The sequence below is a fragment of the Flavobacterium limnosediminis JC2902 genome (assembly GCF_000498535.1).
In the GTDB taxonomy this organism is placed as follows: Bacteria; Bacteroidota; Bacteroidia; order Flavobacteriales; family Flavobacteriaceae; genus Flavobacterium; species Flavobacterium limnosediminis.
Genome location: NZ_AVGG01000011.1, coordinates 153,610 through 180,182 on the forward strand (window position 1 = coordinate 153,610; position 26,573 = coordinate 180,182).

Sequence of the window (26,573 nt, forward strand, 5' to 3'; positions counted from 1 at the left end):
GATTATAATTTATGTGGAATAAATGGATAATTTTCCTGTTCGTAAACAACATCATACAACTGATTCACTTCCGGGTACGGAGATTCTTCCGCAAATTTCTCACATTCGTCCACCAAGTCTTTTACTCTTTGGTCGATAGCTTCGATTTCCGCTTCGGTTGCGTAGTTATTTTCTTTGATAATATCCAAAACCTGAGTAATTGGGTCGATTTTTCTGTACTCATCAACTTCTTCCTTGGTTCTGTAGTGTTGTGCATCCGACATCGAGTGTCCTCTGTATCGGTACGTTTTCATTTCCAGAAATGTTGGTCCGTCGCCACGACGCGCTCTTTCAATCGCTTCATGCATTGCTTCCGCCACTTTGATTGGATTCATCGCATCTACCGGTCCGCATGGCATTTCATATCCTAAACCTAATTTCCAGATATCAGTATGATTTGCGGTTCGTTCCACAGAAGTACCCATCGCGTAACCATTGTTCTCTACGATGAAAACTACAGGAAGTTTCCACAACATGGCCATATTGAAGGCCTCATGTAACGATCCCTGACGTGCAGCTCCATCACCAAAATAAGTCATGGTTACACCTCCAGTATTGAAATATTTATCAGCAAAAGCGATTCCGGCACCTACAGGAATTTGAGCCCCTACGATTCCGTGACCACCATAAAATCCGTGTTCTTTATCGAAAATGTGCATTGACCCTCCCATCCCCTTGGATGTTCCGGTTGCTTTCCCTAACAATTCTGCCATAACGCGCTTGGGATCAGTCCCCATTCCGATTGGCTGAACGTGGTTACGGTAAGCCGTGATCATTTTGTCTTTGGATAAGTCCATCGCGTGTAAAGCACCTGCTAACACCGCTTCCTGACCGTTATACAAATGCAAAAATCCACGAACTTTCTGTTGAATGTATAATGCAGCGAGTTTGTCTTCGAACTTTCTCCAGAACTGCATGTCTTCATACCATTTAAGGTAAACTTCTTTTGTGATTGGTTTCATTGTTGCGCTTTTAAGCTTAATTACACAATTTTGCGAAGGGCAAAAATAACACTTCCCTTTAAGACAAGAAAATATAAATCCGTTAAATTATTCTTTTTACAAAAAGTTTTTATCAAACAGGAGTGGGAGCAAATTTTTCAGGGAATCCGATTTACACACCTTACCCACTGCACCCATAAAATAAATCTCAATCGGCACATCCTGACGGATTTCGTATTCCGCGATAGACTGACGACAGGCACCACACGGCGGTATGGGTTCTGAAAGCTCTTTTGCGTCAGCAGTTGCCGATATAGCCATTTTTAAAATTTTGGCATTCGGATAGATTGCACCTGCCTGAAATATCGCAACCCGTTCCGCACACAATCCCGACGGATACGCGGCATTTTCCTGATTGGAACCCAAAACAACCTTCCCATTATCCAGCAAAATAGCAGCACCTACCCTGAATTTCGAATAAGGAGCATAAGCCTGCTTTCTGACTTCTACGGCCTGAGCCATCAAATCACGCGTTTCCGAAGAAAGTTCTTCAACGGAATCATAAACAGAAAAAGCCGACACGACACTAATATTCTTCATTTCATCAAATTATTACAGACAAAAAATCCAAACTCATTACGAATTTGGATTTTTATTGTTTTATTGCTTCTACTAATATTCATCATACTCATCTCCGAAACTGAAGGACAGCGAGAAACGCAGTGTATTTTCCAACGGATTTCTCACTTGCGACGTCGAGAACAGATACGAAACATCAACCTTAACGGTATTATATTTAAATCCGGCACCAATCGTAGCATACTGTCGAGCTCCTTTTTCCGGGCTCTCGTGGAAATACCCCGTTCTGAAAGCAAAGGAATCCTGATACCAGTATTCGGCACCCAAAGCCCATGCAATCTCTTTCATCTCTTCGCTGAATCCTCCGGGAGCATCCCCAAAAGATTTGACCATTCCCTCGAACCAGCCTATTTGTCTATATTTTTCATTAGCAATAGAATATGCCTCTGATTGTGTAATATCCTCCGGATCCAAAAGATCCCCATCATTGTTTGTATCTATAGGCCCTCCAGGATCTAGTGGCGTTGGCACCATCAGCTTATTTATCTCCCCGATAACCGACACCTTATTGTAATCATCCAAAATAAAATCAAAGCTACTTCCTAATTTAAAATTGGCAGGAAGGAAATTTGAACTACGCTCCACTTCCCCGTCATACGAAATTTTCGGCCCCATATTCTGAAGATTCAACCCGATGCGGTATCTTGCATTGAAATCACTCATTGCAAATTCTTCCGATTGATAAAACCCGGAAACATCCACCGCAAAAGAATTAGCTGCCGAAGCATCTGTATTACCATCCGGAATCTTTAAATTGGAACGTATGTAACGACCGGCAATCCCCATGGAAAACTGATCACTTAATTTTAGTGCGTAAGAAAGATCAAAAGCCAATTCATTCGGACTTACCGTTCTTGGAATTTCATTCGGATCTCCCGTTTCTCTAAGTTCGATATCACCTAAACCGAAATAACGCAAACTGGCTGCGAAAGCACTCCTCTCATTAAAACGATCGTAAAAAGTAACCTGCCCCAAAGAAATATCATTAGCGATACTAGTTAGATAAGGCGTATAACTTACTGAAAAACCATATTTATTTAATGCAAAAGCGTACTTTGAAGGATTGTATTGCTGCGAAAAAACATCCGCCGAAGTTGCTGCACCCATATCACCTATACCGGCCGCACGGGCATCTGCAGAAATCAACAAAAAAGGAACTCCTGTCGTAATCACTCTTTCCTGCGCGGTAACCGACTGTAAAACAAGCAAGAACAGGGAGACTATGGTTATTTTCTTCATTTTTATCATTATAATTTGTTTAACAAATATACTATTTTCTTAAAGTATTACAAGTTTCTCAATCTTTTCTGCAGATTTATTCGAACTTAATGATTTTACCGTTAGTTTATAAACATAAACTCCTTTTCCGATTTTATCACCGAAATCATCTCTGCCATCCCATTTGATTTGACGACTTAAAAAACCTTCTGTTGTAACCGATTGATTTATTGTTTTAACCACTTTGCCGGTAATCGTCATAATCTGAACCTGGACATCCAACTGCTCAAAGGGACGGTTATGCGAAAACCAGAATTCGGTGTAGCTCACAAAAGGATTCGGGTAATTGAGTACGTTTGACAGCGCTACTTCTTCATCACCCATCACAATAAACTGAATCTCTGCCGTAGCGAAGTTGTTATACACGTCCCAAACCTTCAGGGTAAGCGTATGTAATCCTTTGGCTAAATTTCGAAACGGGTAACGAACTTCCCCTTTGGTATAATTGTTAGGTTCCGTCTCATAATAATCATTCAGAATGAACGGATTATTTTCATCCCCATCCAATATTGCCACAATATCATGACCGATTCCGCTGGCAGTGTTGATTCCGTTTTCATCCTCAAGATCGGCTAAAAATATCGGAGAAGCATTGGTAATTCCACCTGAAACAAAGGATCTGTCATTCATGTACAAGCGGATACGCGGTGGTAAATTATCCGCAACGGCGTTCGTATTGATATCACCCACCTTAATAGTTAAATCATGACCGGTATTATCCCCCAAAGGTTCATTATTTTTCGCATAAAAGCTCACCCTCCCGGTTCCTACCGGCATACGAATGTCTCTCGGCACAATAAACCCAAACTCAAACTGCCCGTTGGTTACGGAAGCGTTTCCTCTGAAAATGGTTTCACCCAAAGTGGTAAAATTCATGATTGCAGGACCATAAATGGGCATAGGCGGATTGCTCCCAGGAACATACCCAACCACAACCTGAGTTCCGTCATTATTTAAAGTACTTCTGTTTATTTCCTTATCAAAAATCTGAACCGCCAGATCACCATTGTAACCGGATTGCAAATTATCAAATTCATCCACAACTTCGCCCGCCATTTTCACATAACTCAATGCCTTTAGAGTATCGGTTGGCAACGTAATTGGCACATCGTTAATTTTTGTCAACCTTACTTTTGGTCTTGGAATAGCAAGCTTAAGCGCAGGATCACCCACACAGAAAACAACATTTTGATCGCCGACACTTACTTGGTTTTTTGTCTGACGAAGTGCTTCGGCAACAGACACATAATTAGTAGAACCAAAGGCGTACAACTTTGAATTCAATACTGCATTGATATTATCACCTGGTCCTTGTCCAATCTCTCTCGTAGTAGTTATTAACGATATCGCCCCACCTGCCTTATTCCAATACATGTATTCGCCTGCAGTAGGCCTGAAAGGATTATCAAAACGGGTAAATTCACACGTTATTGTAACAAACAGCGGGTATCGGAACTGGTTTTTCAGATTCTGCGCCGTTGCCTTATCAAAAAGACGCTCCTGTGCCAATCCGTCTTCACCGCCGTGTCCGAAATAATTAAACACCAATCCGCCACTTTCCAGCTCACTGATAAAATCAGCATTAACAGAAGGATAGCGTTCTCCTCCGGCTGCAGTTACCTGAATGTAGGAATCGGAATGTATTTTTCTAACATTAACAAACGGTTTCTGAACATACAACTCATCTGCCAAATTATCGAGTGTTTGCTGCAAAGTCGCATCTGAAGTGTTTTCAGCATCATCAGAAATAACAACATATTTGTTCCGCCACCTTCCGTATGACTTTTCGTCGTGATACTCGATTACTTTATTCACCATTTGATCCGCCTGCTCAGGAGAATTCACCAACATTCTTCCTACCGCCACATCAACCCCTTTCGGACTCGCCATCGTCCCTTCATCATCATCCATCAAAACAAAAAAATCATCCGACATAAAAGTCAGATAATTATGGAAATTCACTGACGTAGAGTTATTTGCCGAAACAACCTTAAACAAGGCTTCAAAAACCGGAACCACATTGGTATTACCGAAAATCCGGTTTTTATAATCAAAAGAAGCATCTCCAAAAAGATTCACGTATTTGATTTTCCCGTCTTCGGAAGGAAAAGTCGGGTAACTGTTATAAATGTATTTTATAAAATTTCGTATGGCTCCGATATCCTGTTTACCGGATGAAAACTCCTGATAAATAAGCGGAAGTTCGACAACTTTCACATTGAGCTGCGAATAATTCCGGTGGAAATTAGCCAGCTTCTCAGCCTGAGCCTTTAATGATGACGGCGTTACTATAAGATAATCGATATCCTCCGGCACACCCTGACCATTAGTAAAGATACTTCCTTTCAGATTCTGATTGGCGATTCGTCCCCCAGACTGACTTGGAGGCGTATAAGCATCAGCTAAATCCAAAGCCACATATTTTCTGACATCACCCAAAACTACCTTAAAGGAAAAATTGGCTTGAGCCTGATTTTCTATTTTTGTTACATTATAAATATCGGTCACGTCCCAAACCTGTGAAATTCCCGAAGCACTGATTAACTGATATTCTCCAATGCCTATATTTGATCCGGTCAAATCATTTCTGAACAAAAACTGTTTGCCGTATCCCTGCAATTTCCGTTTGGCCACCAAAGCAATATTATCCAAATAACCATTAGAAGAAGGTACTCCGCCGTTATCGTATTCCAACTGAACAGAAACATTTGCCGAAGATGACGAAAAAACACCTTCAAAAACCCTTTCATACGCAGCAACATGCACAGCGGGATCTAAAGAAAGGAACGTCATGGTAGTCAAATCGGAATTATTTCCCTTGATCTTAAAAGTACTTTGACCATAGGATGCCGAAACCGCATTAACTTTAATTTTTACCGGAACTGTCGTTACTATATTTGGAAAACTGAAATCAAAAGACCGGACATTTTCAATATTGAAATTTTCTCCAACCCATTTTCTCCCCAAACGCCCAACATTAGTCAAATCCACTTCATGGTATTGATAATCGTCGAAATCGCTAAAAGTCATATCCGAAGGAGCAACCGGTTGGACATTTAATCCTATTCGTTTCCCGTTCCCTCCCTGTGATGTCACATAATAATAGGATTTGGAATCGTACAGATTAACACTGGTTTCACTATCATCGTTCCAAACATCAACACCTTCAGCGTAAAAGAGAACATAATCATCACCATCAAAAGAACCGTCATCTTCCCCGATTACCTGAACAGCATTCTCTTCAAGATCCATCGGATACGGATCAGAATTCAACAAAGGAACCATTCTTCCTCCGTTCCCGTAAATCTTGATTCTTCTGGGATCAACATTAGTATCAAAACCCAATTGCTGTAAAAAACTTTTGGACAATTTATAAATTCCTGATTTCTCTATATAAAAACGATACCAGTCACCTGATGCCAAAACAGAATTAACAATCGGACTTCTGGAAGTTACCCCTTTTCCGGATTCCGTTACAAAAGAGTAACTGAAGGAAAAAGATTTGACCTTTTTAACAACATTCCCTTCCTTTATAATAGGAGAAAAAGAAAGGATTACACTTTTAACGTCCCGCGCCAAAGTATAATCTATAGAAGCATTAAGTTTTAAAGGGAGCTTCGAAAAAGACAGGTCTTTCAGATCTTCTTTTGAAATCGTTTCGTAAACCACATTTGAAACCACAAGGGAATTTTCATCAACTGCAGAAGCCACCGGAATCCGTTTTCTGAAAACTATCGTTTTTTCAATCGGATTAAATTCGAAGTTCTCAGCTTTAAACTGAGGAATCAGAAATGGGATGGAATCAATATAATAACTGGTCGCAGGTTTCCAATCTACAACAACATCATTCCGTTGCTGACTAAAAACAGCAAAAGGAAACATTAGCAGTATAAGAAGCAGGTGTTTTTTCATTATATTGAAAACGTTTTATTTCAAAAGTTATTACAAATAGAAAAAATATTTTCATTAATAACTAATTTTACACAATATATATTGGTGCAAAACGTTTACAGAATAGGGTTTAACATGAAATTATATTTTTTTTAATAATTTACAAAAAAGTTGTTGCTGTTTAATGGTTAATTACTATATTGCGGCACTAAATTTATTACCTACTTGAAGTATGAAAATTAGAAGAATTTTGACTTTACAGATGTTTGCAGCGCTAGCGTTGACAGCGTCTTTTACTAGCTGTAGTAAAAAAGGGTCGTCCAAAGGGGGTTCTCAGGCAACAGGTTGGAAAATCAACGATAAAAAAGGTGGTTTCCAATACAATGACAAATTTAAAAAGCAGGAAACTCCTCCGGGAATGGTCGCTATTGAAGGCGGTACATTCACCATGGGTAAAGTGGAAGATGACGTGATGCACGACTGGAACAACACTCCAAACCAACAACACGTACAATCATTCTACATGGATGAAACAGAGGTAACCAACATGATGTATGCTGAATACTTGTTTTGGCTTAAAACCGTGTTTCCTCCGGAAGATGAAAATTACAAAAACATTTACACAGGTGCTTTACCTGATACATTAGTTTGGAGAAATCGTTTGGGATACAACGAAACGATGACAAACAACTATTTAAGACACCCTGCATACGGAAGTTATCCTGTTGTAGGTGTTAACTGGATTCAGGCTTCTGAATTCAGCAAATGGAGAACGGATCGTGTAAATGAGGCTATACTTGAAAGAGAACAGTTTTTGAAAAAAGACGCCAAAGTAAACGAGGTTGACGCTACTAACACATTTAGTACTGAAGCTTATTTAGCAAGCCCATCAACTGCACGTGGCGGTAACGAAGAAATCGTTTTCCGTGGCAAAAAAGGTGCTAAAGGAAAAAATGCTAAACCTCAAACAACGAAAGACGGCAAGACTATCGAGCCTAAAAACGTGTTTGCTCAAAGATCTACAGGTATTATCTTACCGGAATACAGACTTCCTACAGAAGCTGAATGGGAATATGCTGCTGTATCTTTAAACGGAATCAGAGAGTACAACATTTACAAAGGTAAAAAGAAATACCCTTGGAGCGGACAATACACCCGTAACGGGAAAAGAGCCCAAAGAGGAGATCAATTAGCCAACTTCAAACAAGGTAAAGGAGATTACGGCGGAATCGCAGGATGGTCTGATGACGGTGCTGACATTACCAACAAAGTTAAATCTTATGCTCCAAATGACTTTGGATTGTATGACATGGCCGGAAACGTTGCAGAATGGGTACAAGACGTTTACCGTCCGATGGTTGACGACGAAGCAAATGATTTCAACTACTTCAGAGGTAACGTTTACACTAAAAATAAAATTGGTGAAGACGGAAAAGTTGAAATGGTTACTCCAGAAAACGTAGCATACGACACTTTAAGCAACGGTAAAGTTATGGCTAGAAATTTCCCTGGTCAGATTGCTCAGGTTCCAGTTGACGAAAACGAAACATATTTAAGATACAACTTCTCAACTTCTGACAACAGAAACTACAGAGATGGTGATAAACAATCAACACGTTATTTCAAATTTGCAGATTCTGATGAAGAATCTGGAGATAAAAAAGCAGTTGACAACAAAAGAATGTACGACTCTCCTAAACACCAGATTTCTGTTGACAGTTTAGGAACAATGAAGAGACAGTTCGACAAATCTTCTAAAAGAACTACACTTGTAAATGATGACGCAAGAGTTTACAAAGGAGGATCTTGGAGAGACAGAGCTTACTGGTTAGATCCTGCTTCAAGAAGATACTACCCTCAGGATATGGCTACGGATTACATCGGTTTCCGTTGCGCAATGTCTAAAGTAGGTCCGAAAGACAACAAGAAAAAAGCAAGAGGTTAATCCAGAAAAATTTTCATACTATACAATAAAAGCCCTAACTTAGGGCTTTTATTTTTTTATACACTTCCCTATTCTTATGAAAATAGAAGAAATTTACCAATGTTTTTTACAAAGTACCGGCGTTTGTACCGATACACGAAAAATCACTTCCGATTGCTTGTTTGTCGCCCTAAAAGGAGACAACTTCGATGCCAACGAATTTGCTCAACAAGCTTTAAACCAAGGAGCAGCCTTTGCAATAATTGACAATAAAAAATTTCTCACCGACGAAGACAAAATGATTTTAGTTCCGGACAGCCTCACCGCTTTACAAGAATTAGCACATCATCACAGAAACGAACTGGGTTTACCCATAATCGCTCTGACCGGAAGTAACGGAAAAACAACCACGAAAGAATTAATAAACACCGTTCTTTCAAAAAAATACAACACCAAAGCAACCGTAGGCAACCTAAACAACCATATCGGTGTTCCGTTAACACTACTTTCCTTCGACGAAGACACAGATCTTGGCATTGTTGAAATGGGCGCCAATCATCAAAAAGAAATAGAACTGCTCTGCAAAATCGCCGAACCGGATTACGGCTATATAACCAATTTCGGAAAAGCACATCTGGAAGGTTTCGGGAGCACGGAAGGCGTTATCAAAGGAAAAAGCGAATTATACGAATACCTCGAAAAAAATCACAAGACAGCCTTCGTGAATCTTGACGATAAAATCCAGAAAGAAAAAACAGAGAACCTATCCCGTTTCACTTTTTCTGTTACCACAGATGGCGATATACAAATTAACAGTGTTTCCGCTAATCCAATGGTCAAAATAGGATTTAAGAACGAGGAAATCGATTCCCATTTAATCGGGATTTACAATGCCAACAACATTAATGCGGCAATTACTATAGGAACTTACTTTAATGTTGACACAGCAGACATCAAAGACGCTATTCAAAACTACACCCCAACAAACAACCGTTCCCAACTAACAGAGAAAAACGGAAACCAGATCATTCTGGATGCTTACAATGCTAATCCGAGCAGTATGGCCGCGGCAATTCAGAATTTCATTCAATTGGATGGCACTAACAAAATAGCTGTTTTAGGAGACATGTTTGAATTGGGAAAAGAAAGTCTCGATGAACATAAAAAAGTAGTAGAATCACTCGTTAATGAACCGCAAATCGAAACTCATTTTGTCGGCAAAGATTTTTATTCGAATAAAACCGAAAATCCGCATCTGCATTTCTATGAAAGCTTTGAATCTTTCTCAGTCGCTTTTCAAAACAGCAAACCAACTGAAAAACTAATACTAATAAAAGGCTCTCGTGGCATGGCACTGGAAAGAACATTAGATCTAATATAAAAACAAAAAAACACTGCGGTTAGCAGTGTTTTTTTTGTTTGTTTACGAAAACCGCATCTAACACAAAAGACATTTTTAAAGCCAAATATCTGAAGAAAATAAAAACCAGATATTCACAAAATAAAAAACTCCGCAATTTCTTGCGGAGTTTTCATTTGTGGGCGATGAGGGGTTCGAACCCCCGACCCCCTCGGTGTAAACGAGGTGCTCTGAACCAGCTGAGCTAATCGCCCGATAATTCTTGTATTATCAGTAAGTAGTGATAAAAGTGGTGGGCGATGAGGGGTTCGAACCCCCGACCCCCTCGGTGTAAACGAGGTGCTCTGAACCAGCTGAGCTAATCGCCCTTTTATCGAATAACATTCTCTGTTATTGTGGGTGCAAATATAGCGGTATTTTTTACTTCTGCAAAATTATTTTACAAAATTTCTGCAACCACAAACGTACTTCCGCCTATATAAATGAAATCATTCTCCCCAGAAACCGCCAAAGCTTCACTATAAGCTTCTGAAACAGAATTACATGCTTTTCCACTCAATCCAAAACCAGCAGCTTTTTCCAACAAAATTTTTTCATCAAGTCCGCGCAAAATATTTGGTTTGCAGAAAAAATAATTGGCATTTTTCGGAAATAAAGGCAAAATAGAATCCAAATCCTTATCATTTACCACGCCCAACACGAAATATAATTTATCAAATCGCTCCTTTGCAATCTGATTTAAAACAATTGTAAGTCCGTGACTGTTGTGCGCCGTATCGCAAATTACTTTAGGATGCGAATGAATCTGCTGCCATCTGCCCAACAAACCGGTATTGCTAACCACGTTCAGCAAGCCTCTCTCCAGATTTTCTTCCGTCACATTAAAATGCACCTTTAAGACTTCAATGGTTTGCACTACCGTTTTCTTGTTATGCAACTGATAATCGCCTAACAAACCACAAGGATACTCTTCCTGCACCAAATCGGAAGCGAAATAAATCTCCGAACCACATTCCATGGCTTTGGCCAAAAACACCGGTTTTGTCTCATCGGTATATTCGCCAATCACCACTGGTACATTCGGTTTGATAATTCCCGCTTTTTCAAAAGCAATTGCATCCAAGGTAGTACCCAAAAACTGCGTATGATCAAACCCTATATTTGTAACAACCGAAACCAATGGCGTGATGATATTAGTAGAATCCAATCGCCCCCCCATACCGACTTCAATCACAGCCACATCTACCTTTTCCTCAGCAAAATACTCAAAAGCCAAACCTACGGTCATTTCAAAAAAACTCAGTTCATTGGCCTCGAAAAAAGGCTTGTTCCGAGCAATAAAATCTACGACGAAGGACTCTGAGATTTCTTTTCCGTTTATTTTAATACGTTCTCGAAAATCCTTCAGATGAGGGGAGGTATATAATCCGACCTTATAACCAGCTTCCTGCAAAACCGATGCAATCATCGACGAAACGGAACCCTTTCCGTTGGTTCCCGCCACATGAATGCACTGCACATTTTTTTCCGGTGCACCCAAATGTTCCGAAAGCAAAATGGTATTGGTTAAATCTTTTTTATACGCTGAAGCGCCTTGCTGCTGATACATCGGCAACTGAGCAAACATCCAGTCTAAAGTTTCCTGATATGTCATTTGGAACACTATTTGCTGTTAAAATCCATATCCACAAAATAAATAAACTTTTTTTTAGTTTATTAGGGTATAGAAATTTATCTTTATTGCAAAATTGAGACTATTTTTAAAATAAATTATAGCTACTTTAGAATTTATGACTGGATTTTTTTTACAAGTACAAAATGACACCCTCACACAGGCCACAGGCGCTGTAGTGCAAAATGTGATAAAAGACAACGAAATTTCCGTGTTGGAATTCATTTTAAAAGGGGGTATTTTCCTGATTCCGATTGCTGTTTTGCTGTTCTATACGATTTACATCATCATCGAACGATTCATGTACATCAAAAAGGCGACGAAAACCGATCCGCATTTAATGAAGGATATCCGTACCCATTTGAATGCCGGAAACATTGATATGGCAATTTCTTCTGCAGAACGCGACGGAGCTGCTTCAGCCATTGTAATCAAAGAAGGAATCCAAACCATTGGCCGTCCTATTGCCGAAATCGAATCCAACATGGAAAAAATGGCCAACATCGAAATTGGCGAAATGGAGAAAAAACTGGGTGTTTTAGGACTAATCGCCGGTATCGCCCCTACCCTTGGCTTCATCGGAACGATTTCCGGAGTAATCAAGATCTTCTACAGCATTTCGGTGACAGAAAACATCAGTATCGGAAACATTTCCGGAGGTTTGTATGAGAAAATGATCAGTAGTGGTGCCGGACTTATCGTGGGTATTATCGCTTATTCGGCGTATCACTTATACAACAGCATGATCGACAACTACTCCTTGAACATGCAAAGACACGTATTGGAATTCGTTAACATAATCCAGAGACCAAATGCCGATAAAACGAAATAAAAGATTTCATGCAGAAGTTGCCACGAGTTCGCTCAGTGACATCATGTTTTTCCTGCTGCTGTTCTTTCTGATTATTTCGACCTTGGCGAATCCGAACGTGATTAAAATGACGCTTCCCAAATCGAAAAACAACGAAAAGACCAACAAGCAGCTCATCAGTCTTTCCGTAACGGAAGAAAAACGCTTTTTCCTTGACAAACAGGAAGTCCCTTTCGATCAACTGGAAAAAGAATTGCTAACCAAAATCGGCGACAACAAAGAACAAGCCGTAGTGGTGCGTATTCCTTACAACTTACAGGTTCAGGATTTAGTGGACGTATTACAGATTGGGGTGAAAAACAATCTGAAATTTGTGATAGCCACGAGCGCTTCGAAGTAAAGTTATTTTCATCAGGAGCTTTATCCCGCTATACGCTATATCTTTTACAGAAAATCCCACCACGCTGCAGCATGGTGGGATTTTCTGTAAAAGGATGCCGCTACTATCGGGGCTAGGGGCTTTGTTTTTCATAACTGGAATTTCTTTTACACATCTTTTATCTCCTTTCAGAAATATACTGAAAACAAAAACCGCTACCTGAACAACCATTTCAATTTACATCAAACAAATAAAAAAGCCGACTAAACAGTCGGCCTTATCTATCGTCTATTTTCTTTCATCTATTTTCTAACACCACTAATTCAGACTAAAGCTGTAAATTATTTTTCCAACCTGACGTTCCGGAGCATCTTCACTCGCCTGCCATCTGGTATTCATGGCCGCGATTCGCGCCTGATCCAACAAACATTTTGCGGTATTGGTAGTTCCTTTGATTCCCGGAGTTGCCGCAATGGTTTTTCCGTTTTTATCGACAGACACTTCCACCACTACTTTCCCTTCCTCATTGCAATTGTAATTTGGCGCCGGTTTCGAGAGTGCTTTTCGGTTTCCTAAGGAATAACCCGCTCCGTTACCAGTACCATGACCGCTTCCGTTACCGCCACCAGAACCGCTTCCGCTTCCAGGACCGGTTCCCGTTCCGTTTCCGGTACCGTTACCGCCGCCGGTTCCTCCTCCGGAACCTCCACTGCCATAATAACCTCCGGAAGCCAAATCACCGTTGTTTTTCCCTTTATTACCTGCTTGGTTATCGTCACCGTCACCACCTTTTTTGGAACCGTTCATCAAACTTGCCAAAGCGTCGTTGGTATTTTTGGAAACCGTTGGCTTCTTCACTTCAACCGGTTTCGGATCGGTTTTTACAACCGGCTTGGTTTTCACCGGATTCGGGTTTTTCGGAATCACCACCGCATTATCTTCAGGAGTGTCGCTGGAAATAATATCCTCTTCAGGAGCCGACTCTGCAACTGCCTGCTTCACATCATTCTTAACATTCAGCACTTCACTCTGAAAGTTATCGCCCATTCCCACATCACTGTCCCCGAAGTTGATGGTCACACCACCTCCTCCGCCACCGCCGCCAAGCATGGCTAGCGTTTCCGGATTGGTCGGTGGCCAAAATCGGATAAAAAACAAAAGCAGCAGTAAAAAGGCATAAATCACTACGGTTATCAGTAATGATTTTCTTTTTTCTGCTGCTGATATATCAAACTGTTCCATATTCTTGCTCTTACTCAATCATTAATAACGAAAATACGCTTTTTTTGTTATGTTCGAAGAGCTAAATATACAAGAATTATACCAATTGCTTCAATGCAATCTCAAAAGCTCTTGCACTGATGTTTTTCTTGTCAGAACTTACTTCATATGTTTTCTGGATGGCTTTCTTAATGATTTCAGAGGTATCACTAAAGATAGCCTCGTCAGTCATTGCTACTTTTTTCTCCATGAAATAGGCAAAAACACGCGCCATTCCACAGTTAGAGATAAAGTCAGGAATCAAACTTACTTTGCTGTCCACTTCTTCCATAATCGGTCCGAAGAAAATTTCTTTGTCAGCGAAAGGCACGTTAGCTCCACAAGAAATCACTTCCAATCCTGCTGCTGCCATACTGTCTACCTGCGCTTTTGTCACTAAACGTGAAGCTGCACATGGTGCAAAAATTTCGGCACCAACAGACCAGATTTTTTCGTTGATTTCCGCAAAAGGAATCATTTTATCCGAAACCAAAGTATTTCCGTTTTTATTCAGGAACAATGTTCTGATTTCTTCAAAAGAGAATCCGTTTTCGTTGATCACACCACCATCTCTGTCGATGATTCCAACAACTTTCGCCCCCATTTCTGCCAAGTAGAAAGCAGCTGCCGATCCTACATTACCGAAACCTTGAACAATAGCTCTTTTTCCGGTAACATTACCTCCGTAGATATCGTAAAAATGACGCACCGCCTGAGCTACCCCATAACCAGTAATCATATCCGCCACAGTATATTTTTTAGTGATGTCCGGAGAAAAAGTCGTATTCTCAATTACTTTTACCACACCCTGACGCAATTGCCCGATACGGTTGATTTTGTCTGCTTCCGTTGGTTTGAAATGCCCGTTGAAAACTCCTTCCTGCGGATGCCAAACACCACAAGCTTCGGTCATCGGAATCACTTCGTGAATTTCATCCACATTTAAATCACCACCAGTACCATAATAACTTTTTAATAACGGCGAAACCGCTTTATACCAACGCTGTAATACTTCTTTTTTTCTTGGATCGTTCGGATCAAAATTAATTCCGGATTTCGCTCCGCCAATCGCAGGGCCGGAAACCGAAAACTTCACTTCCATTGTTTTTGCCAAAGAAAGCACCTCATTCATATCCAAACCTTTACGCATACGTGTTCCTCCGCCTGCAGCACCGCCACGAAGTGAGTTAATCACTGTCCATCCTTCCGCATCGGTTTCGGCATCTTTCCAATGAAACACAACTTCAGGTTCTTTATTTTCGAATTTTTTTAGTAAATCCTTCATCTGTAAATTTAATTTTGATATGCAAATCTAACTTGTTTCAAACAATGTAAAAAAGAAAATTTATTTTTTTTTGCCGTTTAGATACCGATTGGTATCTTTGCGTATGCGATCATCGGAAATGACAAAAGCAAAAGTGCTAAAAGAAGCGACTGCCCTTTTTAATACAAAAGGGTATAAATCTACATCATTGAGCGATATCACTGAGGCTACAGGCTTAACCAAAGGTGCAATTTACAGGCATTTTGAAAGCAAAGAAAGTCTTGAAATTGAAGCTTTCCAAAAAATGATGCAAGCTATTTTCGTGACTTTAAACGAGAAAATCAAGGCGGAAAACAACACTAGAGACAAGCTCTTTTGCGTACTGAATTTGTTTCAAAGTTACATTACAAATCCATTCATTATTGGCGGTTGCCCGCTACTAAATGTTGCTGTGGAAGTTGATGATACCAACTTAGAATTGAAGCAAAAAGCACAACAAGCCTTATTTGTTTTTCGGGACTCTGTGGAGAAAATAATTATCAATGGAAAAACACACAAACAAGTCAGGAATTTAGTTAACGAAAAATTAGTCGCAACTATCCTAATATCAACGCTTGAGGGTGGTGTAATGATGAGTAAATTACAAAATTCAAACGCCGATATTGAGATTGTGGTGAACCACTTAAAAAACTGGATCGTTTCGGACATCTTACTGTAAAAAAATTTAAACAATTTGATACCGATCGGTATCTTAAAATAAAAATAATTATGAATTCTAAAAAAATAATGCAAAAATCTATAGGTTTTTATTTCAATTTCCTCTCGTTTGCACATCCAAAAAAACTAAAAAAGGAAGGTTTTCTACTTTTTTGCAATCCATTTGCCCGAAAAGTGAAACCGCATCAATTGGAATTTTTGCAAAAAGGAATGGCTGACAGCTTTACTTTGGAAGGTTACAAAATCCAAACATACAAATGGGGCAACGGAAGTAAAAAAGTACTTTTGGTCCATGGTTGGGCAAGCCATTCTTTCCGTTGGAAAAACTATATTGAGCATTTGGTGAAAAACGACTTTACGGTGTATGCGTTAGATGCACCGGCTCATGGTTTGTCTTCGGGGAAGTCCATTCATGTGGTTTTGTATGCGAAGGTTATCAACGCCTTTTTAGAAAAAAATTCGGAGATTTCATCCATTGTAAGTCATTCCATCGGTGGATTCGCAACCACTTATTTTTTAGACCACTACAAAGAGCATACTATTAAAAAAGTGGTCGTCATGGGCGCACCCGGTGAAGCTTCCGATTTTTTTGATTTTTACAAACAAACATTAGGATTAACGACAAAATCTGTCGACTTAATAATTGATGAATTTCAGGCACAATTAGGAAAATCACCAAACTATTATTCGAGCGCCAAATTTGCTGAAAGTATTACTATTCCGGCTTTAATTGTACATGATAAAGATGATTTGGCTACCAGTTTTAAGTATTCCATCCGATTAAGTAAACATTGGAAAAACAGCCAACTGCTACTTACAGAAGGATTGGGTCATGATTTAAAAAGTAAGGAACTGCTAAAAAAAGTTACCGATTTTGTCACAAACTAAATTCATAAATTTCACCGGAACAATGATCATGCATCGCTCCCGTAACACTTGCCAGTACATTTGCCTCGTTTCTAAGCCTTAACACTCCTAACAGCCCAAAAATCAGCGCTTCCTTAAATTCTATGGTTTTGGCATCTGGGATTACAATCTGCATTTCCGGTAGATAAATCTGCATTCGCTCAATTAAAAAATCATTATAGGCTCCCCCACCCGTAACTAAAAGCTTTCCTCTTTTTTCAGGCAAAGCCGACGCAATCTGAAAAGCCACATGCTCGGTAAATGTCCGGAGTTTATCTTCAACCGGTATAGAATACTTTTCCATCATTGGCAACACCGTCTCTTTCACGAATTCAAAACCGAGTGATTTCGGATAACTTTTCCGATAAAAATCCAAGGCATTTAATTCGGACAACAACACTTCAGAAATGCTTCCGCTTTTTGAAATCTGTCCTTTATCGTCGTATTTCAATCCTAATTTATCAGCATAAAAATTCAGCACCGTATTCACCGGAGAAACATCGAAGGCAATTCTGTTTCCGTTTTCTTCAAAAGAAACATTGGAAAATCCGCCTAAATTAAGACAATACTCATAATCCGAAAACAAAATACGGTCGCCTATAGGAACTAAAGGGGCGCCTTGTCCACCCATTTTCACATCCTGAACCCGAAAATCACAAACTACTTTCTGATTGGTTAGCGTTGCTATTTCCGGAAGATTCCCTATCTGCAGAGTGAATCCGTTTTGCGGCTGATGTAAAATCGTATGGCCGTGCGAACAGACCGCATCTAAAGCTTCAATTTTATTTTTTTTGATAAAATCGGAAATAATTTCAGCCAACAAAACCGTGTATTTTTCATTAAGCACAATCAATTCGGCATCCGAAAAACTGACGGCATTTTTAAGTTGACTCACCCATTCTTCCGAATAAGCGACCGTTTCGCTCTCAAAAATCTGAAATTTCCATTTCCCGTTTTCAACAGAAAAATTAATATGTGCCAGATCAACACCATCAAGTGAAGTGCCCGACATTACCCCAACAATATTGTACGTCTTATTTTGCATGGGTTAAAATTAGGTAATCCAGTTGAAAATATGACATTTATAAAGTATCTTTGGGGACTTTTTTAAAAGACTTACGAACAAAACATTGAAAATAAAATGAATTTTAATTTAAGCGAAGAACAGTTAATGATTCAGCAGGCAGCAAGAGATTTTGCTCAGACTGAATTGTTACCGGGAGTTATTGAAAGAGACGAACATTCAAAATTCCCTACAGAACAAGTCAAAAAAATGGCTGAACTTGGTTTCTTGGGAATGATGGTTGATCCTAAATACGGTGGAGCCGGACTAGACAGTGTTTCCTACGTTTTAGCAATGGAGGAGATCGCAAAAATTGACGCTTCTGCTGCTGTGGTGATGTCGGTGAACAACTCTTTGGTTTGTGCCGGATTAGAGAAATTCTGTAACGAAGAGCAAAAAATGAAATATTTGGTGCCGTTAGCAAAAGGAGACGTTATCGGTGCTTTCTGTTTGTCTGAGCCGGAAGCAGGTTCGGATGCGACATCTCAAAAAACTACCGCAATTGATATGGGAGACCATTATTTAATGAATGGTACTAAAAACTGGATCACCAACGGTGGAACAGCTTCTACTTATATTGTAATTGCTCAGACTGATATTGAAAAAGGACACAAAGGAATCAATGCGTTCATCGTTGAAAAAGGATGGGAAGGTTTCTCTGTAGGACCAAAAGAAAAGAAAATGGGTATCAGAGGATCTGACACGCATTCTTTAATGTTCTCTGACGTTAAAGTTCCGAAAGAAAACAGAATTGGTGAAGACGGATTCGGTTTCAACTTCGCCATGGCGGTGTTAAACGGAGGCCGTATCGGTATTGCTTCTCAGGCATTGGGAATTGCATCAGGTGCTTATGAATTGGCGTTGAAATACTCACAAGAGCGTGTGGCTTTCAAAAAACCGATTTTCCAACACCAGGCCATTGCTTTCAAATTGGCAGATATGGCTACGCAAATCACGGCAGCCAGAATGTTATGTTTCAAAGCAGCTTGTGAGAAAGATGCAGGTCAGGATATTTCACAATCAGGAGCTATGGCTAAATTATATGCTTCTGAAGTGGCAATGAACACGACTGTTGAGGCGGTTCAGATTCACGGAGGAAACGGATATGTAAGTGAATACCATGTGGAACGTATGATGCGTGACGCGAAAATCACTCAGATTTATGAAGGAACTTCTGAAATTCAACGAATTGTAATCTCAAGAGGATTGGTTAAATAATCCCTTCACTTTATAAAATGAAAAAGGCTGGTATTTAAACCAGCCTTTTCTTTTATAAGTTAGAATTTATTTTTTGGAAATGATTCGTTTTGTACCTACTTCTTTATCGGTAATCACTTTAATGATGTACATTTGACCGTCACCTTGATTAAATTTAATATCCAGTCTGACTTCTTTATTAAAGTACGCATCGGCATCGTCATAAGCCATTACGAATATTCCTTTGGCATCATACACTTCAATTCGAGCTTTTGACTGATAATCAAACTCGTATCGGATATTGATGTACTCTTTGAAAGGAACCGGATAAGCACTAAACATGGCTTCAACAGTTTGACCAGAAGGAGCGTTATCTGCCACTTGAACACCATCTGTACAGGCTGGTGGTAGCGGCGTATTGTCTGAACCTCCGAGAACCGCGTCTATCGTACCAGCACTTCCGGCTACAGGGTTACCACCTATTGTAGTCACAAAATCATAAGTACAAGTTTGACCAGTGGTTGGTGATCCGATAAGCGATTTAACATCATATTTAACGCCGAGAACGTATTCAACTCCCGCAGTAGCTCCTGTAACTCTCATCTGGGCCTGACCATTACCTGTACCTGTTAAATCAACTGTATTCAATCTGGTACAGTTCGGTCCAAACAATTTTACGTCTTTATTGCCCTGAACTTGGAACAAATTGAAACCAGTACAAGTACTATTGGTTTGCACCACATTTATAGTAAAGTCTGCACTTGGCGCTGTCAATTTAGTATAGTAGAAGAACACTCCTGGAATTGCATTACTCACAATTCCTCTTCTTGCTGTATAATGAACATTTTCTAGTTCTGTAGCATTTCCGAGTACGATATTACAACAAGCGGTTTGTGTTGGGAAGATGTGTCCGCCACATGGTAATGACTCAATGGTTGTTGGAAGCTCATCGGTACATCCGGCTTGTGGACTTTGCGCGTAGTTGGCATCATAAACCCTTACGGTATGTGGACCCGCTGCTACACCTGTAAATGTGTATGTAATTGGAGCTGTCACATCAGTTACGTCCACTCTATCATCTGGATCAGTTGAATCAATCGCTATTTTATACGGCGGTGTACCACCAGAAATTGTAGCAATAATGGTTCCATCACTTGCGCCACAACTTGCGTTGGTAGGAACTAAGGATACTAAGTCTAGAGCGGCGGCTGGTTCAGCTATTACAATGGGAGTTTTATCTACAAGCACACCATCAACAATAACGTCTTCATTAACACATCGTGAAACACCTGAAACATCTGTAACCAAATAATTATATGAACCTGCTGGTAAATTATCAAATAATACATTAATTACAGCTGTATTTCCACCTCCAGTTCGGTATGGCGAAACAGGATCCCCCACTTTATACAATTCTACAGTGTATGGTGGTGTACCCCCTTGGGCAGTAACCGTAATACTTCCTGTACTAGCACCTTTACACAACACAGGTGTTTCAGTACTATTACAACCAATAGCACAGTTATATGTAACTCTAAATATAGCTGAACATTCGTTTTCACATAAGGTAGTCCTATTTCTCAATCTCCAAGTAACAGTTACCTGTGTTGTTTCTGCAGTAGGGACACCTAATCTCGGATTTAAAGGAGCATTAGATATATTTGCAAGATCATTTGGATTCTGATCTGCTGCTGAAGGAGAATACACATAGGTTACACTTATCACATCTGTATTTGATGGTGGTGCGAAAGAATTAAACCACGCAGTGAATTTAGGGTTTGTACCTTCTATAAAATTAAGTGTATTCGGATCATCAGGTCCATTTTGAGCAACTGAAGCAGATACACCACAGTCAACTTCATTAAATAGTGAATTATTGAAAAGAGGACATACAGGAAGTGGATTAACCGTTAAAGTACCATTACCACTGCCTGTACAACTATTGCCGTCCGTGATTGTCACACTGTAAGTACCGGCAACACTGGCACTAAAACTGGCAACATTTCCCGGATTGGATGCCCCCGCAGGAACTGTCCATGCATAAGTGTAAGAACCCGCAGGTACAGGCACCGCCGTTATCGTTGCACTTCCAGCAGAAGCACAAATAACAGGACTGTTCACAGTAACGGTAGGATTCGCAGTTATTGTCGTTAATAGAGAACATGTATTGGATAAATTCTGCCTTGTTACAGTAAGCACAATATCAAAAGAACCTGCTAAAAAATCAGCTCCTTGCGGAACAACAGTTACTGTTGAGTTAGTATTTACCCCACTAATCATAGCCCCGGCAGTATTGTTTTGCAGACTCCATGAGTAGGTAACCGGCTCATTATTGGAATTAGTTATACTTGAAGTATAATTTAAAGAAGCTACGGATGCACAGGCTGTTGTGGGACCTGATACCAAACAACGAGGCGGAATTACTACTGCTGCAGCTGCAAGAGATCTATCCTGATTACCACCGGTACCATTCAACCCTAGTATTCTCGAATGATAGGGTGACCCGCTGATTGCAGTTGCACCTTCACCGGCACCCCAGTCGTATTCGGCTGCAATATGACCTCCCCATGCGATAACCACTGTAGCAGAAGTTGCATTAAAAGTAATTCGCATACTTGTTTTAGCACTAGCTCCTGTCAAGACATCTTCATCAAGATAATCAACATCTGTTATTGCACCGTTCCAAATGGTAAGAAGACGCAGTGAAGCCGCTAAATTATCAAAATAATCAGCAGTCTGCGCATTTGCCGGTTCGGGAATAGGGAAAGTTGACGGAGCACCCAAACCGCTAATTCCAATGGTAGGGTCAATAACTTCAGCCGTATGTCCGAAACCTAGATGGGATCCATTTGGATTATCAATATTATTGTAACTGGTTATAAAATCAATAGCATGCTTGCTGTTGTCTCTTGTATCCCATTCAATATCTATATAATTAGACCCTAGAACTAAATCAGTCAATATAACGCGATAAGGTATCGACCATCCTTCCGAATAGTGCGCCTGTGTAGCATTTGCATTACCGTTAACCCAAGCGGCTGGACTCGTCGGTGATGCAGCAGAACCATTTCTAATCTGATCTAAGTTATAAGCAGGATTTTGCCCATAAAAAGAAATATTACTAAACAGCAAAAGTAAAAATGCGACACGAGAGATCCAGTTTTTATTAAACTTAGCTTCCCGAAAGGAAGTATAACACCAATCTACAAACACCCCCGTCAAATGGAACAAAGAGCCATTAGGCCATAGGGTATTTTTACGATAAAAGAATATAAAATTTTTCATAATAATACGGTTTTAGAGCCATATTATCAGTAGCGTTCAGATAGAAAAAGAGCTTCAAATAAATTTGAGAACTTTCCAATCATGAATTGAAATTCTAAGATTATTCCGAAAAAAGCAAAAAGAAGAAAAAATGTTAATTGATTAGGTGGAGGTATTATTGCACGTGGCAATCACAATTAACCATCAAACCGTCTGAAACCAATAAAAATGCAATTGATTTGTGTAGAGGTATTGCATGTCGCAATCACAATTAACCGTTGAAGTATATGAAACTATTATAAAATGTTAATTGATTTTTGTGGAGGTATTATTGCACGTCGCAATCACAAGTAACCATCGAACCGTCTGAAACCAATAAAAATGCAATTGATTTTTTTTAGAGGTATTGCATGTCGCAATCACAATTAACTGTTGAAGTGTCTAAAACTATTATAAAATGTAATTGATTTTTGTGGAGGTATTATTGCACGTCGCAATCACAAGTAACCATCAAACCGTCAATAACTTATTCCGTTATTCTGCGACAAATTTAACACTAATTTGACTGAATTAACATATTTATAGTAAACATTCTTAAATATTTAACTTTTTTAACAATACGTTGATTACCAGATAGTTATATTTAAAATAAACGTAAGAAGTTTCATTGTAAATTTATCGACAGGAATCAAAACATCAAAAAAAAAAATACTCTCTAAGTTTTACAACTTTAGTCAACCATGTCCATATCAAACAAAAAACTTTATCGATTCCAGCAAGAGCCTTCAAAAATAAACAAACCCTCCCACAGGATTGTATTTAATTTATTTCGTACATAACAAGCCTTTGATGAGTCCTAAAAAACACTACAAGATTAATAAACATAGGTGTAGGAAATATAAAACACCTAAGTTTATTCTTATATTTTGTATAGGGTTTTAAATTCTGATTTTTTGAATATTCAACCTCCTTAAAACTTCAAAAACAAACAACAACTTATTCAAAATCACATTATTACAGATTTTATTTATTAATTTTTTTCTTAAAAAAAAGAAATCACGTAATGTGAATCTTATAAATTTCGCTAAAACATGTATTTCATCGATTTTTTTGTTAATTTCATCGATATTTTATTCTAACTGATTAATTTTGAGCCGATTAATAAAATAATAGTTTATGAAAAGATTGATATGTGCTGCCCTATTATTTACTGGTACTTACGGAATTGCTCAAAGTAAAGATGCTTTATGGAAAAAGAATAATGCTACAGAAACCTCAGGTAGAATTACTCCATCCAATTTACCACAAAAAAATATTTTTGATTTAGATTTACCCGCTATGAAAAAGATGTTGGCCAAATCTCCTAAAAGAGATGCTTCCAACATTACTTCCAATACAATCATTTCATTACCCAACGGAGAAGGCAAATTGGAAAACTTTAAAGTTTACGAAAATTCCGTTATGGCTCCGGAACTTGCAGCCAAATATCCGGAAATAAAATCCTATGTAGCTGTTGGTATTGATAACCCGCATGCGCGTGCTTATTTTAGCAGTTCGCCGTTAGGGTTCAAATCCATGACGTTGTATCACAACCAACCGGCCGTTTTCATTGAGCCGGTATCGAAGGATGTGAATACTTATACCGTTTATAAAAAATCAGACCATACAGAAGCTTTAGATAACTTTGACTGTAAGGTAATCGATCAGGCTATAAATCCTACCCCAGCTAATAGCAACACAAGCAGTTATGCAAGAGGAGCAGATGATGCTAAACTAAGAACTTTTAGGTTAGCAATGTCATGTACTGCAGAGTATGCGGCTTACTTTGGCGGAACCAAAGCAGCTGCTTTATCTGCAATGAACAATACACTAACTAGAATCAACGGAGTTTTCGAAAAAGATTTCGGAGTTAAATTGATTCTTATTGCTAATAACGATGCTATTATCTACACTAATGCATCGACCGACCCATTTTCTGACTCGTCAAGTTACACAAGCTGGAAAACTCAAAATCAATCAAATTTAACAAGCGTTATAGGTGAAGCCAATTACGATATTGGTCATTTATTAGGTGCAGGATTTGCAAATAGCGGAGATGGAGGAGCCAGAGGATCTATTTGTGCCGATACCTATAAAGGTAGAGCTTACACTTGTGCCTATTCAGGCAATTATCAAGGAGATACTTTTGACATAAATTATGTAGCCCATGAAATGGGGCATCAGTTGGGCGCATCCCATACTTACACCTATATTACTGGAGCAGAAGGTGCAATGGAGCCCGGTAGCGGATCCACGATCATGAGTTATGATGGAACAACTGATCAAAACGTTCAAGGAACAAAAGACGCTTATTTTCATGCCATCAGCATTGAACAGGTCATGGAAATTATTAAAACTACAAGTTGTCCTGTTATCACTTCAACAGGTAATGCTGTTCCCGTTGTCAATGCAGGAGCAGATTTTACTATCCCAAAAGGAACTCCATTTATGTTGATAGGGGCCGCTACCGATGCCAATACAACGGATGCGTTAACGTACAGTTGGGAAGAAATGGATTTAGGAAATGCTTCTACTTCTAGACCAAGTGCCACAGCAACATCTGGGCCTCTTTTCAGATCATACCCGGCAACTACTTCCGCAACAAGATATTTCCCTAAAATGAGCACAATTTTAACAGGATCTACAACAACTAACGGCTCAGCGATTCCGGTTGAAGTACTACCTGGGGTTGCAAGAACCTTAAACTTCCGTTTAACCGTTCGTGATAACCATTTAGGCGGAGGATCTAACAATGCAGATGATATGGTAGTAACTGTAGCTGGTACTGCCGGACCTTTTACCGTAGACACGCAAAACACAGCTGTTTCGTACGCTGCCGGTACTACGCAAACTATTAACTGGACTGTTGCCGGTACCAATGCCAATGGTGTAAACTGTGCTAATGTAGACATTTTGTTATCAACCAACGGAGGACAAACATTCCCCACTGTTTTATTAGCTGGAACACCAAACGACGGTTCGCAAAGTGTAGTAATTCCAAATATACCTGGAACCACTAACCGAATCATGGTAAAGGGAAGCAACCACATTTTCTTTGATGTGAACAATGCTAACTTTACGATTACCGGTTCAGGCGCTGCGGACACTGTAGCTCCGACAGCTTCAACCCTTTCTGCCTCAGGAACTACGGCTTCAGGTACTAATTTGTCATGGACAGTTTCTACTGATAACACAGGTGTTACCGGTTATGATGTATATCAAAACGGAGTATTGAGAACTACCACTACCGCTACAACGTTAGCAGTAACGAGTCTATCAGCTTCTACACCCTATACCTTTAACGTAAAAGCAAAAGATGCGGCTGGTAACGTATCAGCTGCAAGTAATACTATAAATGTGACTACTTCTGCTTTGGCAGATACTACTGCTCCGACAGCTTCAACGCTTTCCGCTTCGGGAACTACAACTTCAGGCACGAATTTATCTTGGACGACAGCTACTGACAATACAGGAGTTACCGGTTATAACGTATATCAAAACGGAGTGTTGAAAACAACCGTAACTGGTACAACATTAGCTGTATCTGGTTTGTCTGCTTCAACAACTTACAATTTCCATGTTACCGCTAAAGACGCGGCTGGAAATGTATCAACTGCGAGTAACACTGTAAGCGTGACTACATCTGCTTTAGCTGATACTGCTGCTCCGACAGCTTCAACGCTTTCTGCCTCAGGAACTACTACTTCAAGTACGAATTTATCTTGGACGACAGCTACTGACAATACAGGAGTTACTGGTTATAATGTATACCAAAACGGTGTATTGAAAACAACCGTTACTGGTACAACATTAGCTGTATCTGGTTTAACGGCTTCAACTACTTACAATTTCCATGTTACCGCTAAAGACGCGGCTGGAAATGTATCAACTGCGAGTAACACTGTAAGCGTGACTACATCTGCTTTAGC

17 protein-coding genes and 2 tRNA genes are annotated in these 26,573 nt (G+C 39.5%); 8 read left to right on the plus strand and 11 right to left on the minus strand.

Annotation, left to right across the window (positions count from 1 at the left end; all coding sequences use genetic code 11):
- Window positions 1–2: 2 nt before the first annotated feature.
- The 4 genes from pdhA to porU all read right to left on the minus strand — a co-directional run bounded on the left by pdhA (window position 3) and on the right by porU (window position 6,809).
- Complete coding sequence (gene pdhA / locus FLJC2902T_RS10035; protein ID WP_023579676.1) at window positions 3–1,001, minus strand: pyruvate dehydrogenase (acetyl-transferring) E1 component subunit alpha; 999 nt, start codon at window positions 999–1,001, stop codon at window positions 3–5.
- 96 nt (window positions 1,002–1,097) lie between these two features.
- Window positions 1,098–1,580, minus strand: coding sequence for a cytidine deaminase (cdd, locus tag FLJC2902T_RS10040; protein ID WP_035678239.1), 483 nt, complete (start codon window positions 1,578–1,580; stop codon window positions 1,098–1,100).
- 72 nt (window positions 1,581–1,652) lie between these two features.
- Window positions 1,653–2,858, minus strand: a complete 1,206-nt coding sequence (gene porV, locus FLJC2902T_RS10045; protein ID WP_035678278.1) for a type IX secretion system outer membrane channel protein PorV — start codon at window positions 2,856–2,858, stop codon at window positions 1,653–1,655.
- A gap of 39 nt (window positions 2,859–2,897) precedes the next feature.
- On the minus strand, window positions 2,898–6,809 hold the full coding sequence (gene porU, locus FLJC2902T_RS10050; RefSeq protein WP_023579679.1) for a type IX secretion system sortase PorU: 3,912 nt from the start codon (window positions 6,807–6,809) through the stop codon (window positions 2,898–2,900).
- A 211-nt stretch (window positions 6,810–7,020) separates the two neighbouring features.
- Here porU and gldJ point away from each other — a divergent pair, with 211 nt between their 5' ends.
- Together gldJ and FLJC2902T_RS10060 are read left to right on the plus strand one after the other, a co-directional pair.
- Window positions 7,021–8,733: a gliding motility lipoprotein GldJ gene (gene gldJ / locus FLJC2902T_RS10055; protein ID WP_035678241.1), complete on the plus strand. Its 1,713-nt coding sequence runs from the start codon at window positions 7,021–7,023 to the stop codon at window positions 8,731–8,733.
- Between the two features lie 76 nt (window positions 8,734–8,809).
- Complete coding sequence (locus FLJC2902T_RS10060; RefSeq protein ID WP_023579681.1) at window positions 8,810–10,093, plus strand: UDP-N-acetylmuramoyl-tripeptide--D-alanyl-D-alanine ligase; 1,284 nt, start codon at window positions 8,810–8,812, stop codon at window positions 10,091–10,093.
- A 158-nt stretch (window positions 10,094–10,251) separates the two neighbouring features.
- Here FLJC2902T_RS10060 and FLJC2902T_RS10065 read toward each other — a convergent pair.
- From FLJC2902T_RS10065 to FLJC2902T_RS10075, 3 genes are all read right to left on the minus strand, one after another.
- Window positions 10,252–10,326 (minus strand) — tRNA-Val (locus FLJC2902T_RS10065).
- Between the two features lie 36 nt (window positions 10,327–10,362).
- Window positions 10,363–10,440: transfer RNA gene (locus tag FLJC2902T_RS10070), tRNA-Val, on the minus strand.
- 71 nt (window positions 10,441–10,511) lie between these two features.
- On the minus strand, window positions 10,512–11,726 hold the full coding sequence (locus FLJC2902T_RS10075; RefSeq protein WP_023579682.1) for a bifunctional folylpolyglutamate synthase/dihydrofolate synthase: 1,215 nt from the start codon (window positions 11,724–11,726) through the stop codon (window positions 10,512–10,514).
- Between the two features lie 136 nt (window positions 11,727–11,862).
- Between FLJC2902T_RS10075 and FLJC2902T_RS10080 the strand changes: the two genes are divergently transcribed.
- Window positions 11,863–12,576: a MotA/TolQ/ExbB proton channel family protein gene (locus FLJC2902T_RS10080; protein ID WP_023579683.1), complete on the plus strand. Its 714-nt coding sequence runs from the start codon at window positions 11,863–11,865 to the stop codon at window positions 12,574–12,576.
- Window positions 12,557–12,955: an ExbD/TolR family protein gene (locus tag FLJC2902T_RS10085; RefSeq protein WP_035629494.1), complete on the plus strand. Its 399-nt coding sequence runs from the start codon at window positions 12,557–12,559 to the stop codon at window positions 12,953–12,955. The genes FLJC2902T_RS10080 and FLJC2902T_RS10085 overlap by 20 nt, the downstream gene beginning before the upstream one ends.
- Before the next feature lie 297 nt (window positions 12,956–13,252).
- On the opposite strand, the gene FLJC2902T_RS10090 is transcribed toward FLJC2902T_RS10085, so the two are convergent.
- Both FLJC2902T_RS10090 and FLJC2902T_RS10095 read right to left on the minus strand, forming a co-directional pair.
- Window positions 13,253–14,176 (minus strand): hypothetical protein, encoded by a 924-nt coding sequence (locus FLJC2902T_RS10090; RefSeq protein WP_023579684.1) that lies wholly within the window; start codon window positions 14,174–14,176, stop codon window positions 13,253–13,255.
- A gap of 76 nt (window positions 14,177–14,252) precedes the next feature.
- Window positions 14,253–15,479 (minus strand): Glu/Leu/Phe/Val dehydrogenase dimerization domain-containing protein, encoded by a 1,227-nt coding sequence (locus FLJC2902T_RS10095; protein WP_023579685.1) that lies wholly within the window; start codon window positions 15,477–15,479, stop codon window positions 14,253–14,255.
- A 103-nt stretch (window positions 15,480–15,582) separates the two neighbouring features.
- On the opposite strand from FLJC2902T_RS10095, the gene FLJC2902T_RS10100 reads away from it, so the two are divergent.
- Window positions 15,583–16,176, plus strand: a complete 594-nt coding sequence (locus FLJC2902T_RS10100) for a TetR/AcrR family transcriptional regulator (RefSeq protein ID WP_035678248.1) — start codon at window positions 15,583–15,585, stop codon at window positions 16,174–16,176.
- 50 nt (window positions 16,177–16,226) lie between these two features.
- The gene (locus FLJC2902T_RS10105; RefSeq protein ID WP_023579687.1) at window positions 16,227–17,063 is read left to right on the plus strand and encodes an alpha/beta hydrolase; all 837 of its coding nucleotides are present in this window, start codon (window positions 16,227–16,229) and stop codon (window positions 17,061–17,063) included.
- On the opposite strand, the gene FLJC2902T_RS10110 is transcribed toward FLJC2902T_RS10105, so the two are convergent.
- On the minus strand, window positions 17,053–18,126 hold the full coding sequence (locus tag FLJC2902T_RS10110; protein WP_023579688.1) for an anhydro-N-acetylmuramic acid kinase: 1,074 nt from the start codon (window positions 18,124–18,126) through the stop codon (window positions 17,053–17,055). The two genes, FLJC2902T_RS10105 and FLJC2902T_RS10110, sit on opposite strands and share 11 nt — an antisense overlap.
- Before the next feature lie 96 nt (window positions 18,127–18,222).
- Between FLJC2902T_RS10110 and FLJC2902T_RS10115 the strand changes: the two genes are divergently transcribed.
- On the plus strand, window positions 18,223–19,362 hold the full coding sequence (locus tag FLJC2902T_RS10115; protein WP_023579689.1) for an acyl-CoA dehydrogenase: 1,140 nt from the start codon (window positions 18,223–18,225) through the stop codon (window positions 19,360–19,362).
- Window positions 19,363–19,428: 66 nt separating this feature from the next.
- Here FLJC2902T_RS10115 and FLJC2902T_RS10120 read toward each other — a convergent pair whose 3' ends face one another.
- Window positions 19,429–22,473 carry a T9SS type A sorting domain-containing protein gene (locus tag FLJC2902T_RS10120; RefSeq protein WP_035678250.1) on the minus strand — a complete coding sequence of 1,015 codons (3,045 nt, stop codon included), beginning with the start codon at window positions 22,471–22,473 and terminating at the stop codon, window positions 19,429–19,431.
- 1,308 nt (window positions 22,474–23,781) lie between these two features.
- Between FLJC2902T_RS10120 and FLJC2902T_RS10125 the strand changes: the two genes are divergently transcribed.
- Window positions 23,782–26,573 (plus strand): reprolysin-like metallopeptidase (locus FLJC2902T_RS10125; protein ID WP_051364362.1); only part of this gene is annotated, 2,792 nt, incomplete at its 3' end.